This window comes from Hwanghaeella grinnelliae, from assembly GCF_004005845.1.
Lineage (GTDB): Bacteria > Pseudomonadota > Alphaproteobacteria > UBA8366 > Aestuariispiraceae > Hwanghaeella > Hwanghaeella grinnelliae.
The window spans coordinates 779,806-791,954 of sequence record NZ_SADE01000002.1 but is presented as its reverse complement, the minus strand read 5'-3'; the positions used below and the strand labels follow the sequence as shown (position 1 = coordinate 791,954).

The 12,149-nt window shown below is 61.3% G+C and carries 15 protein-coding genes; 7 read left to right on the top strand and 8 right to left on the bottom strand.

Going from position 1 to position 12,149, the window contains the following annotated elements; genetic code table 11:
- Positions 1–26 precede the first annotated feature (26 nt).
- Both EOI86_RS14370 and EOI86_RS14365 read right to left on the bottom strand, forming a co-directional pair.
- Positions 27–692, bottom strand: coding sequence for a GntR family transcriptional regulator (locus EOI86_RS14370; protein ID WP_205032202.1), 666 nt, complete (start codon positions 690–692; stop codon positions 27–29).
- A 123-nt stretch (positions 693–815) separates the two neighbouring features.
- On the bottom strand, positions 816–1,256 hold the full coding sequence (locus EOI86_RS14365; RefSeq protein WP_240035677.1) for a metallopeptidase family protein: 441 nt from the start codon (positions 1,254–1,256) through the stop codon (positions 816–818).
- A gap of 46 nt (positions 1,257–1,302) precedes the next feature.
- Here EOI86_RS14365 and EOI86_RS14360 point away from each other — a divergent pair, with 46 nt between their 5' ends.
- Complete coding sequence (locus tag EOI86_RS14360) at positions 1,303–1,614, top strand: 4a-hydroxytetrahydrobiopterin dehydratase (protein ID WP_127765863.1); 312 nt, start codon at positions 1,303–1,305, stop codon at positions 1,612–1,614.
- Positions 1,611–2,225, top strand: coding sequence for a tetratricopeptide repeat protein (locus EOI86_RS14355; protein WP_161973837.1), 615 nt, complete (start codon positions 1,611–1,613; stop codon positions 2,223–2,225). The genes EOI86_RS14360 and EOI86_RS14355 overlap by 4 nt, the downstream gene beginning before the upstream one ends.
- Positions 2,226–2,247: 22 nt before the next feature.
- On the opposite strand, the gene EOI86_RS14350 is transcribed toward EOI86_RS14355, so the two are convergent.
- Together EOI86_RS14350 and EOI86_RS14345 are read right to left on the bottom strand one after the other, a co-directional pair.
- The gene (locus EOI86_RS14350; RefSeq protein ID WP_127765861.1) at positions 2,248–2,880 is read right to left on the bottom strand and encodes a LysE family translocator; all 633 of its coding nucleotides are present in this window, start codon (positions 2,878–2,880) and stop codon (positions 2,248–2,250) included.
- Positions 2,881–2,967: 87 nt separating this feature from the next.
- Positions 2,968–3,729 carry an SDR family NAD(P)-dependent oxidoreductase gene (locus EOI86_RS14345; protein ID WP_127765860.1) on the bottom strand — a complete coding sequence of 254 codons (762 nt, stop codon included), beginning with the start codon at positions 3,727–3,729 and terminating at the stop codon, positions 2,968–2,970.
- Between the two features lie 117 nt (positions 3,730–3,846).
- On the opposite strand from EOI86_RS14345, the gene EOI86_RS14340 reads away from it, so the two are divergent.
- The 4 genes from EOI86_RS14340 (at position 3,847) to EOI86_RS14325 (ending at position 7,293) form a co-directional block, all read left to right on the top strand.
- Complete coding sequence (locus EOI86_RS14340) at positions 3,847–4,287, top strand: YkvA family protein (RefSeq protein ID WP_127765859.1); 441 nt, start codon at positions 3,847–3,849, stop codon at positions 4,285–4,287.
- On the top strand, positions 4,259–4,735 hold the full coding sequence (locus EOI86_RS14335; RefSeq protein ID WP_127765858.1) for a DUF3429 domain-containing protein: 477 nt from the start codon (positions 4,259–4,261) through the stop codon (positions 4,733–4,735). Before EOI86_RS14340 ends, EOI86_RS14335 begins: the two co-directional genes overlap by 29 nt.
- The gene (locus tag EOI86_RS14330) at positions 4,732–5,616 is read left to right on the top strand and encodes a beta-keto acid cleavage family enzyme (protein WP_127765857.1); all 885 of its coding nucleotides are present in this window, start codon (positions 4,732–4,734) and stop codon (positions 5,614–5,616) included. Before EOI86_RS14335 ends, EOI86_RS14330 begins: the two co-directional genes overlap by 4 nt.
- Before the next feature lie 189 nt (positions 5,617–5,805).
- Positions 5,806–7,293 carry a sigma-54-dependent transcriptional regulator gene (locus tag EOI86_RS14325; protein ID WP_338033053.1) on the top strand — a complete coding sequence of 496 codons (1,488 nt, stop codon included), beginning with the start codon at positions 5,806–5,808 and terminating at the stop codon, positions 7,291–7,293.
- A 46-nt stretch (positions 7,294–7,339) separates the two neighbouring features.
- Here EOI86_RS14325 and EOI86_RS14320 read toward each other — a convergent pair whose 3' ends face one another.
- Both EOI86_RS14320 and htpX read right to left on the bottom strand, forming a co-directional pair.
- Positions 7,340–8,722 (bottom strand): RsmB/NOP family class I SAM-dependent RNA methyltransferase, encoded by a 1,383-nt coding sequence (locus EOI86_RS14320; protein ID WP_240035676.1) that lies wholly within the window; start codon positions 8,720–8,722, stop codon positions 7,340–7,342.
- A gap of 65 nt (positions 8,723–8,787) precedes the next feature.
- Positions 8,788–9,657, bottom strand: coding sequence for a zinc metalloprotease HtpX (gene htpX / locus EOI86_RS14315; protein ID WP_127765856.1), 870 nt, complete (start codon positions 9,655–9,657; stop codon positions 8,788–8,790).
- 102 nt (positions 9,658–9,759) lie between these two features.
- Here htpX and EOI86_RS24790 point away from each other — a divergent pair, with 102 nt between their 5' ends.
- Positions 9,760–10,032, top strand: coding sequence for a DUF1674 domain-containing protein (locus EOI86_RS24790; protein ID WP_127765855.1), 273 nt, complete (start codon positions 9,760–9,762; stop codon positions 10,030–10,032).
- A gap of 31 nt (positions 10,033–10,063) precedes the next feature.
- Here the strand turns inward: EOI86_RS24790 and EOI86_RS14305 are convergent, their stop codons facing one another.
- Positions 10,064–11,368, bottom strand: a complete 1,305-nt coding sequence (locus tag EOI86_RS14305) for an MFS transporter (protein WP_127765854.1) — start codon at positions 11,366–11,368, stop codon at positions 10,064–10,066.
- 105 nt (positions 11,369–11,473) lie between these two features.
- Positions 11,474–12,133 (bottom strand): pyridoxamine 5'-phosphate oxidase family protein, encoded by a 660-nt coding sequence (locus EOI86_RS14300; protein WP_127765853.1) that lies wholly within the window; start codon positions 12,131–12,133, stop codon positions 11,474–11,476.
- Between the last annotated feature and the right edge of the window lie 16 nt (positions 12,134–12,149).

Here is a 12,149-nt window from a genome sequence, read left to right as displayed (position 1 = left end):
CTTACTTCTCGTTTTGTCTTGTCGTGTCAGGCGCTGATCGCCAGATCCTGTTCCAATTGCGCGACCAGATACTCCGCCGCTTGGGTGACATGTTTCTCCGCCAGCTTTCCAGCACGCTTCGCGTCGCCTTCGGCAATCGCCTCGGCGATCTTGGCATGCTCAGACCAGACGGATTCCCGTTGGGCACCGTCCCGCAGAACCGCCCCCATGACACGTTTGATATGCCGCCAATGGACATCCGATGTCTGAGCAATCAACGGATTGTCGGCGAGAGAATAGATCGTCTGATGAAAGGCCGCGTCCGCCTCGATCAAATCGGCGACGCTGCCGCTTGCCACCAGCGCCCTGCCTTTTTCAAGCGCGGCGCTCAGTAAGGAAGCCGCCGCCGGGTTCCCGGCCGCTTCCCGCGCGGCCAGGCGATCCAGGGCGCCCCGGATCGAATAGACACGCCGGGCAAGTTCCGCGTCCAACGGCGCGACACGATGGCCCTTGCGTCCCGCGGGTTCGACAAACCCCTGCTTCTTCAGCAGAACGAGCGCTTGGACCACGGGTTGGCGGGAGACGTCCAGCGTTTCCGCGATCTGCTCCTGAACCACCGGTTCGCCCGGCGCCAAACTGCCGTTGCAGATGGCATCCAGCACCGCGTCGTAGACCTGGTCCACAAGGTTCGGTGAAAAGGCGATTGGCTTCATGACTTTCTCCATACTGAATTCTGTATACAGAACACAATTAGGCGCGTCAATTGTCCAAAACGCTCGTTCGCCAGCGCCCTCCAGCCTGTTATCGCGGGCTCAATCGGCCGGCCTTAAGCTTGCTCAATCATCCCCGTCGGCGGCTTCCAGCGCTTCCATATCATCGTCGGACAGACCGAAGTGATGGCCGATTTCGTGGATCAACACATGCCGGACCAGATGTTCCAGGTCTTCGCCGGTCTCACACCAGAAATCCAGGATCGGCCGCCGGTAGAGAAAGACGATATCCGGTTCGGGCGACGGATCGGCAACGCTTTTTTGAGTCAAATCCACCCCTTGATAGAGACCGAGAAGGTCAAACGGAGACTCAAGACCCATGTCCCGGCAGGTTTCCTCATCCGGAAAGTCCTCAACCATGAAAAGAATGGTCGCGGTCTTGCTCCGCAGGACATCCGGAATTGTTTCGAAGGCGCGGCCGGCCATCGCTTCGATATCGGCGAATGACGGCGGCGCGCCGAACACGGCACCGTCATTTGAAAAGGATCGTTCGTTTGCGTTACCCATACCGTCGTTATAGTGAGAATCCCATGTGATTAGAAAGGGGCAGCCAATGCCGCAGGCAGAAAAACTGACGCCCGACGCGCGCAAAGCCGCACTTGCCGATTTGAACGGCTGGTCGGACTCTCAAGACACCCGCGATGCGATCGCCAAGACATTCGAATTCAAGAATTTCGTCGAAGCCTTCGGCTTCATGACCCAGGCTGCGCTGAAGGCGGAAAAGATGGACCACCATCCGGAATGGTCCAATGTTTATGGCAAGGTCGATGTGGTGCTGACGACCCACAGCGCGGATGGCGTTACGGAACTGGATATCAAGCTGGCGCAGTTCATGGACAAGATTCAGGAGAGGGTGAAGAGTTGAAAATAACCGTTCCGCGATTCCTGCCCGCCATTTTGCTGGCAACATCCCTAACCATTTCCGGCCCGGCACAGGCGGACATCAACCAAGGCTTTGCCGCCTTGCAGGCCGGTCAGTTCGACGACGCCCGCGCGGTTTTCACCGCCGAAGCGGAATCCGGAAACGTGATCGGCGAATTCATGCTGGGCGTCATGGCGGAACAAGGCTTCGGGCAGGCGAAGGACGCGGCACAGGCGGCGTCCTGGTACAAAAGCGCCGCTGACAAGGGCATGGCGTCGGCCGCGTTCAACCTTGCGCGCTTCTATGAACATGGCAACGGGATCGCTAAAGATGTCGGCAAGGCGCATGACTACCTGCTGCAAGCGGCCGAAAACGGCCACGGAAAGGCAATGCACAATCTTGGACGGCTATACCAGCAAGATGCGTTGGGCGAACCGGACCTTGCCGAATCGCTGAAATGGTATTCCGCCGCCGCGACCCATTTGAGCAACGCGGACCGCGCCGTCGCGATCACCAGCATCGACGATCTGCACAAGCTTATGACGGCGGAACAGATTCAGGACGGCGATGCCCGGTATGAAGCGTGGATCGCCGAGCATCCACCCAAGAATTAACGGAAGCAGGCCGCCCGGAAGTTCAGCCGACCCGTTTGGTCGCGGCGGTCAGCAGCCCGGCACCGATCAGAAGGCTGCCGCCCGTCCGCTGCACCCATTTCACCGTCCGCTCGCCCATCAACGACTGCCGCGCCTTTGAGGCGAAAACCGCATAGGCGCCGTCGCTCAGGAAGGCCAGGGTTACAAAGGTCGCGGTCATGATGATTGCCTGCGGCAATGCCGGTGCGGCGGGGTTCATGAATTGCGGCACGAAGGCGACCAGAAAGACGACGACTTTGGGGTTTAGAATGGTGGTGATAAACCCGTGTAGAAATGTCGAGCGCTGGCGCGGCTTTTCACCCGGCACGCCCTCAACCTTCAGCATCGTATCGGCCTTCGCGCGCCACATTTGAACGCCTAGATAGACGAGATAGGCGGCGCCCACCCATTTCATGACCGTGAAGACCGTGGCGCTGGCGGCCAGGACAGCCCCAAGCCCCGCGAAGGTAACCGCGAAGGCGCAGGTCATGCCCAGGCACGACCCGACCACGGCCCACAACGCCGGGCCGCGCCCGCGGGTGAGCGCATAGCCGATCACAAGCAACACGGTGGGGCCCGGAATGATCAACAGAATTTCCGTCGCCACAGCATAGGCAATCCAGGTTTCCAAACTCATCCCATCCTCCCGCAGAATACATCCCGAAAAGTTAAGACAGAGAAATTTCCGCGAGGCAAACCCCAGAAGGCACCCTGGCCGGAACCCTTATTGCGGGGCCAGGCGCACGGCACTGTCGATCCGCACGGTTTCGCCGTTCATCACCGGACTGCCGATCATATACAGGACAAGATCTGCATATTCCGCCGGCGTCCCGAAGCGCTGCGGGAAGGGCAGCGTCGCGGCAAGGCTTTCCTGAACGTTTTGCGGCATGCCCAACAGCATCGGCGTGCCGAACAGGCCCGGCGCGATGGCAAGGACACGGATGCCATGGCGCGCCAGATCGCGCGCGGCCGGCAAGGTCAGCGCGTGAACGCCGCCCTTGGACGCGGCATAGGCGGCTTGGCCGATCTGCCCTTCGAAGGCGGCAACCGACGCGGTGGAGATGATGACACCGCGCTCACCGTCGGCATTCGGTTCCCGCCCGGTCATTTGATCAGCGGCGAGGCGCATGATGTTGAAACTGCCGATCAGGTTCACTTCGATAACCTTGCGGAAATCGTCCAACGGCATCGGTCCGTCACGGCCGACAATGCGCTTTGCGGGCGCGATCCCGGCGCAATTGACGGCGATGCCTGTCGGGCCATGCGCAGCCTGGGCGGCCTGAAGCGCGGCTTCGGCGCTTGCGGCATCTGACACGTTGCACTCGACCGCAATACCGCCGATCTCATCTGCCATGGCGCGCGCGGCGTCCATGTTCAGATCCAAGACCGCAACTTTCGCGCCACGGCCGGCCAATGCCCGTGCCGTGCCTGCACCAAGACCGGATGCGCCGCCCGTCACTACCGCGCCAACACCGTCGATATCCATCAGGAACCTCCCTAAAATCGATCAAAACCATATGCCACACCTTGCTAAAAGGCTTGTTTTGCCCCGGCTGGCCCCCGGCCTATAGCAGACGGCTTCCAAATAGCCCATATAGGTTTCATGGGTAAGAACAGCACAGGCAAGAACAACGCGGGCAAGTGGACGCCCGACCTGCCGGCCTTGGCCGCGCCGGAACGGGAAGGCGAAAACCGCCGGGCCGTCCGGGACGGTTTCTGGCCGAAGCTGCGTGGCTTCCTGGGCCGGATTCCCTTTGCGGAGGAAGCGGTCGCCGCCTACTACGCAGCCATGGACCCGGCCACGCCGAAACGCACCAAATTGCTGCTCTTCGCGGCGCTCGCCTATTTCATCGCACCGACCGATGCCATCCCCGATTTCCTATTGGGTCTGGGCTTCACTGACGACGCCGCCGTATTTTGGGCGGCCTGGAAACTGGTCCAAGACCAGATCAGACCCGTACATCGGCAACAGGCAAAAACAGCCCTGACCGCGCTGAAGAAGGACGAAATCGCCCATGGTGCCGATAAAACAGATGCTGACTGAGGTTCCGCGCCCTGCGTTGGTGTTGGGTTTAGCGGGCCTGATTCCCTTCGCGGCTTGCGCCGTGGCGGTGTGGACATCCTCCCCGGTCCTGCAAGTCGAAGGTGTCAGCCTGCTTCTCACCTATGCGGCGGTTATCCTGACCTTTTTGGGCGGCGTCCATTGGGGCAAAGCACTGGCGGGCGAGCATTCCGGCGACCTTAACTGGATGCGCCTTGGATGGTCGGTCACACCGTCGCTGATTGCCTGGGCCGCGTTGCGGATGAGCCCCGGTTTTACGCTCATCATCTTCATCGCTGCCTTTGCCGCCGCCTTCCTGGTCGATCGTCACGCGGTCCGCACCGGGTTTTTCCCGGCATGGTACCTACCCCTGCGCAAGGTCTTGACCCTCGGCGTCATGGCCTGCCTGATCGCGACCCTGGCACGGTTCACGATTGGGGCTGAGATATGACCGATACCGGCAAACCTGTCTGGCTGGAAGTGGCGATAAACGGGCCTTGGTCCCGGGATTTGCAGCCCCTGGCCCCGCGCGGCGATGACGCGATCATCGCGGAAGGAATAGCCTGTGCCCGTGCCGGAGCCAGCATCATCCATTTGCATATCTTCGACGAAACCGGCGACAGGCAGGTCGACGATGCCGCCCAATACGAGAAAATCATCCGCGCGATCCACGGGGAAACCGGCGCCATCGTCTATGGCACGCTGCCCTTCCACGCCAGTTCGGCGGACCGCCCGTTGACCGCGGTCGAACGCTATGCCGCCGTCGAGGAACTGGCCAAGCATGGTGCGATCGAATGGTCGATCGTCGATCCCGGCTCGGTGAACGTATCTTCTTTCCAGGCGATGCAAGAGGGACGCGAAGGCTTCGTTTATCTGAACCCGGAAGACCATATCCGCCGGGGCCTGACGCTTGCCCGCGACCACGGGTTTACGCCCTCCTACGCGATCTACGAGCCGGGGTTCCTCCGCCAGGGCGCCGCCCTGCACGCCGCCATGCCCGGAACCCCGCAGCCGGTTTATCGCTTCATGTTTTCGGAGGCCTATTCCTTCGGGTTTCCGCCGAAACAATTCGCGCTCGACGCCTATCTCAACCTGATGGCGGAGGCCGCGCCAAGCGCGCCCTGGATGGTGGCGGGGCTGGGCGTCGACATAACGCCGATGATCGCCCCCGCCGTACAAGCCGGTGGCCATGTGCGCGTCGGTTTGGAAGATGCGCCGGTTCGAGACGCAAGATCAAACCTGGACTGGATCGCCATCGCGGTCGACGAGATCGAAAAAGCGGGTGGCCGAGTGGCGACGCCGGATGAGGTCCGCGACGCCCTAAAGTCCTGACGCCGTCCTTTTGATTTCAGGTGGACTATATGGACGGGGACATGAACTGTGGTACACAAAATGGAAGATAAAGTTTAAGGGGGAGGTATCGCCAGGCCGTCAACGGCGGGAGGCGATAGGAACGGTGCCCGTTTTCTGCCGTCTTGCCGCAAGGTAAGCCGGCCGTTTCCGACCGGCATCCTGGGGTACATGATGAAAGCGTCCGGCAAACCGACAGTCTTGCTGATCGAAGATACGATGTCGCTGGCACGGCTCTATGAGCAGTACCTGTCGACGGTCGATGTCGATATCCGCACCGTCGAAACCGGGCGCGAGGGTTTGGACGTGATCAATAACGATCCGCCGGACCTGGTGCTGCTGGACATCTCGCTTCCCGATATCAACGGCTTGGACATCCTGCGGCATATCAATGAAGAGGCCATCCAAACCACCGTAGTCGTGATCACGGCCAACGGGTCGATCAACGTCGCGGTCGAAGCCATGCGCGATGGGGCGTATGACTTCCTGGTCAAACCGTTCAACGCGGAACGCCTGCGCGTCACGGTGAAGAACGGCCTGGAACGGCGCGCGCTTGCCGTATTGGTCGACCAGTACAAGGAAACCGCCCGCGGCGCCTTCGATGCCTTCATAGGCGGGTCGCCGGCGATGCAGGCCGTCTACAAGACGATTGAGGCCGCGGCCCATTCCAAGGCCACCGTTTTCATCGAAGGCGAATCCGGAACGGGCAAGGAGCTATGCGCTGTTGCCGTCCACCGCCAATCGACACGCGGAAAAGGTCCGTTCATCGCCATCAACTGCGGCGCAATTCCCCGCGAATTGATGGAAAGCGAAATCTTCGGTCATAGGAAGGGCAGCTTTACGGGCGCCCATGAAGATCGCGACGGTGCGGCCAGCCTGGCCGATGGGGGCACTCTGTTCCTGGACGAGATTTGCGAACTGGACCTGGATCTACAGACAAAGCTGCTGCGTTTCATCCAAACAGGCACCTATCAGCGCGTCGGCGACCCAATCGCCCGGAAGGTCGATGTGCGTTTCGTCTGCGCCACCAACAGGGACGCGATGAAGGAAGTGGAGCAGGGCCGGTTCCGCGAGGACCTGTACTATCGCCTGCACGTCATCCCCATTACCATGCCGCCCTTGCGCGACCGCGGCGGGGATGTGCTGGAAATAGCCCGGCGCTTCCTTGTCGACTATGCGCAGGAGGAAGGCAGGGCCTTCCACAGTTTCGACGCGCACACCGCGATGATTCTGAGCAGCTATTCCTGGCCCGGCAACGTTCGCCAGCTTCAAAACATCATCCGGAACATCGTCGTTCTGAACGATGGTGAGATGGTTACACCGGATATGTTGCCCGCGCCGTTGAGCACCGTGCAGCCGATCCCGTCCCAAATGCCGATAGCCGCAACTGTCGACAAGACCGTGCAGGATACCCCGGTGCAGGCCTTGCCGCGCAGCAAGAATGAGATCCGCGAATTGTGGGAAGTTGAGAAGGAAACCATCGAGAACGCGATCGAAATCTGCGGCGGTAATATTCCGCAAGCCGCGGGGTATCTCGGGATCGCGCCGTCCACCATCTACCGCAAGCGTGCCACGTGGCAGAGCTCCGATGGGGAAACCGACGCGCCCCTCGAACAGAATCAGGATGCTGGACTACGGAGCCGCGCTTCCAACGGATAGCACCGGTTTGGATTAGGCGCCCAGTGTGTCTATCCAGTGTGTCTTTTCAGACGCCGCGCCGGAACCGCGCGATGAAAAACCCGTCCATTCCGCCACGGCGGTTTCCCGACCGTTGTTGCCAGAAACTCGGCAGGGTCCGAACCAGGCCGCCCTCGCGCGACGCCTCCGGCAGATAGGTCAACTCATCCGCACCGACGGGGTCCAGAACCAGGGTCGGGTCTTCCGCCATTGCCGCCTCGACGACCTCCTCGCCCTCTTCCGGCAACAGGGAACATGTCGCGTAAACCAGCGGCGCGCCCGGTTTCACCAATTGCACCGAATGAAGCAGCAGTGATTTCTGAAGCGCCGTCAGCTTGTCGCGGTCCCATCCGCCCTTCCGCCAGGGAAGATCCGGATGCCGCCGGACCGTCCCCGTCGCGCTGCATGGTGCATCGAGCAACAACCCGTCCAACAGTTCGTCGGGCTTCCAGCTAAGCGCATCGGCCTGAACGACCTTCGCCTTCAGCGACAAGCGTTCCAGGTTTTCCCGCAATCGATCGAGGCGCGGTGCGGAATTGTCGACGGACGTGACCGTGTACCCCGCCGCGGCCAGTTGCGCGGTCTTTCCGCCCGGCGCGGCGCAAAGGTCGCCGACATGGCCCGATCCCGGGTTATCCATGGCCCCGATCAGCAGTTTGACCGGCAGCGCGGCAGCGGCGTCCTGCACCCACCAGGCCCCATCGCGATAGCCGGGAAGCTTGCGCACATCGCCCGCGTTCCACAGCCGCACCGATCCGGTGGGCAGAAGAGCGCCGCCGAGTTTCTCTACCCAGGCGGACGCGTCGTCGCCTTTGACAGTGAGATCCAAGGGCGCTTCGACAAGATGCGCGACGCCCAGTTCACGTGCGACCGGCTTTCCATAGGCATCGGCGCACGCCTTCCACAGCCAGTCAGGCATGTTCAACCGCGCAGCATCCTGCGTCTGCACCGATTGCGCCGCGGCCGCGACCTTTCGCAATACCGCGTTCACCAATCCCTTGAAGCCGGCCAGGTTGCGTTTGTCGGCCACGGCAAGCGCGGTCGACCCGGCTGCATGCGGCGGCGTTTCCATGAACAGGATCTGTCCAGCCCCAAGGCGCAGCAACGTCAACGCCGCGCGCCCCTTACCCGATGGCTTGCGCGTCAGAAACCGGTTCAAAAGCGCATCGATCTGGCCCAGCCGCCGCAGCACCGTCAGCACCATCATACGGGCATGGGCGGAATCTCTGTCGCTGTGCGGACCCTGCTTGCCTGTCTTGCCGCGCTGAGCTGCGTCGAACGCTTCTTCCAGGGTCTTACCCTGCTCGAGGACAAGGTCGAGGACGTCGAAGGCACGCAGTCGTGCCGCAATACCGTCCGCGCGCGGGTTCTGTTCCGGTGTTTGTTGGGTCTTGTCGATCATGGCGCGCATCGGTGCCCCAAGAACGGGCCGCTTGCAAGCGTCATGGATAAAAGGGCGGGTTCAGGTACGACCGCTCAACCCCAGGGACCGGCCTGCAACGGAGCCCCGGCCATTTCTTCCAATTTACGGATTCGATTCGCCATTTTCGGATGGGTCGAGAAAAGGCTGTCGACGCCATGCACGTGCAGCGGATTGACGATGAACATATGCGCGGTCGCCGGGTTCTTTTCCGCCTGAGTATTATCAATGCGCCGCGCACCTGATTCCAATTTCTGCAGCGCGCTGGCCAACCATAGCGGATTGCCGCAGATCTCCGCGCCGATTTTGTCGGCTTCATATTCGCGCGTACGGCTGATGGCCATCTGAACCAGCATGGCCGCGAAGGGCGCCAGCAGTGCAACGATCAGCGCGCCGATTCCACCCAGGGGCGAGTTACGGTTGCCGCCGAACATACCGATGAACATCGCCATATTGGCCAACATGCCGACCGCACCCGCAATCGTCGCGGTGATGGTCATGGTCAACGTATCGCGATTTCGCACATGGGCCAGTTCATGGGCCATGACGCCCGCGATCTCCTCACTGTTGAGCATCTGCAACAGGCCCGACGTCGCCGCGACGGCGGCGTTTTCCGGGTTTCTTCCGGTCGCGAACGCATTCGGCTGCGGATTGTCGATAATGTATACCTTGGGCATGGGCAGGTCCGCGCGCCGCACCAATTGTTCCACGATGCCGTAGAAGCCGGGCGCGCTGTTTCGATCGACCTGTTTCGCCCGATACATGGAAAGAACGATCTTGTCCGCATTCCAATAGGCGAAGAAGTTCATCGCCGCCGCGATGACAAAGGCGATCACCAGACCGCCCTGCCCGCCCATCAACCAACCGGCGGCCAGAAAAAGGGCGGTCATGGCCGCCAGCAATAGACCTGTCCGAAAGGTATTCACCGTCCAATTCCTTCATGCCTTGTTTCGAGGGTTTGTAGATATGCACTGACCGTTGGGCTTCAAGACTGGAAACCGGCCGGAAATATTGCCATATAAAGGGTTATGAGCATCTTGAAGAAAGTCTTGGGCGGCGGATCGGACCAGCCGAAACGTCCCAGCCCGGTGGAAGCGGACCTCGATCCCTTGATCGATGCCGATGTGAAAGGCGTCGATTCGCGCCGTCTTGCCGAATTGAAGGCGGAACGGGCCGGTCAGAAATGGCGGGCCGAGGCGGAAGCGAAAGGCGAAGTGCCGAAAGAAATTGGCGGCCCCAAAGGCCTTGAACCCACGCGCTATGGCGACTGGGAAAAAGCCGGTCGCTGCTACGACTTCTGATCCTAGTTCAATCCCGGAGAATTTCCGTTTTCTACCGCCGCCCGCCGGCAAGTTTCACCGCGTCCGGATGGGCCCGCAGACGCCCCATCGCCACCACGCCCAGATAGGGCCCGATCGCCAGGAAGGCGAAGGACCATTGCCAGCCGACCCAGTCGGCCATCATCGGAACCAGATGAATGGTCCCGACCGTCAACAGAAAGCCGAGGCAGGTCTGCACCGTCACCATCGTGCCGATCAGCCAGGGGTCCGACAGTTCCATCACGCTGGATGAAAACTGGGCACTGTCCGCGACGACCGAAATGCCCCACAGAATGAACAACGGCGCGACGATCCAGGGCGACATGCCGAACACGAAACCGCTGGCCAGCGCACAGGTGCCGCTGATGCCCATCGCCAGCATGGTCAGCGTCGTCCGGCCCAGCCGGTCGGCGAACACACCGCCCGCGATACACCCGATGGCGCCAGAGGCCACCGTGGCGAAGGCGAGGGCCATGGACCAAAAGACCGGTTCCTCCATGCCAGGCGTCCGACGGAAGCTTTCCAGCAGGAAAACACCTGTCCAGGACCACAATGCATACAGTTCCCACATATGGCCGAAATAACCGAGATTGGCGAGGCGCAGGCTGCGTTTCGTCCAGGCCTGAAAGGCGAATTGGGGTCGGAAGGCGGCCGCCCGGCGCACGGCCGGACCGGGCCGCACGAAAAGGATCAGAACACCCGCCGTCACCGCCGCGCCCGAAGCGATGGCAAGCGTCAGCCGCCAATCCAACCCACCCGCGATGTTGATCAGATGCGGCAAAGCCGATCCCAATGTAAGGGCGCCGACAAGAGTCCCGACCAGGAATCCCATATCCCCCTTGGCCCAACCCGCCGCGAGTTTCATTCCAACCGGATAGATCCCGGCCATGGCAAGGCCGACCACCAGGCGCAAGGCAGGCACCGCCCAAGAGGTCGGGTCGACGAAGATGATCGCCGCATTCGCGGTCGCGGCCACCATCGCCGATGCAGCGAAAAACCGAACTGGCGGCAATCTATCGGCCAGGCCTAAGCTGGCGCTGATCAAGGTTCCGAGAACAAACCCGACCGACACCATACTGCTGATCAGCGAGGCGGCGGCATCATCCAATCCGAAATCGGCCTTCAAGGACGGGATCACGGCGGTTGAGGAAAACCAAAGGGAAAGGGCGAGCACCTCGCACAGGATCAGAAGGGAGAGCGCGGCCCCTTTCGACTGCGGCGGGCGCTGTGCCAAGCCGGGCGGCACGGACCCCGCGCCGCCCGTAGCCTGATCCCCGTCGCTGTCCCGGTATGTGTCGTTTTCGCCCGTTTCCGTCATCCCAAGACGCTAGCGCCGGCATCCCGGCAAAGACAATCACGCTTTCGCAAGCGGGTGGGAACAGATGTCTTCCCCTTCACCGTGGAATGCTGGTTGGGGCTTTTGTCATTCCGCCAAATAGGCCGATAAATTCTCCGGGAATTCAATCCCATCCGTCATTTTCGGGTCCGGGACCGGTGCCCCTTGAACCTGCCGCACGGGCAGGACGCCGGCCCAGACCGGCAAGTCATAATCCGCATCATCATCGATCGGGCCCCCGCAACGGATCTTGGCCGATGCTTGTTCGATATCCATCGATACGACAGTCGTCGCCTTCAACTCCTGCGTCGTGGAGGGGCGGATTTCTTCCCACCGTCCGGGAAACAAACCGTCCATCATCACCTTCAAGGCGGCGTCCTTTTCCGCTTCCGTCGCCAGGGCCCTGGCGGTCCCATAGGCCATGACACTGCGGTAATTGGCACTGTGATGAAAGCCGGACCGCGCCATGACCCAACCGTCGAACAGGCTGGCGGTGACGCATACATTCACGCCGGTCTTTACCGTTCGCAGCATGCGACTGGCTGAAGACCCATGCCAATACAGCGTGTTCCCGTCCCGCCAGAAAAGGGTTGGCGTCACATATGGCTGGCCGTCCACGACGTATCCGACATGGCAGATCCGGCATTCGTCCAACACGGCATAGACCGATGCTTTGTCATAGGCGCCGCGCAAAGGAGCGCGCTTCACTTTATTGCGGCCGGTGATGGGAAAGGTGGTATCGGTCATTTTTCCTGCCTGTGAA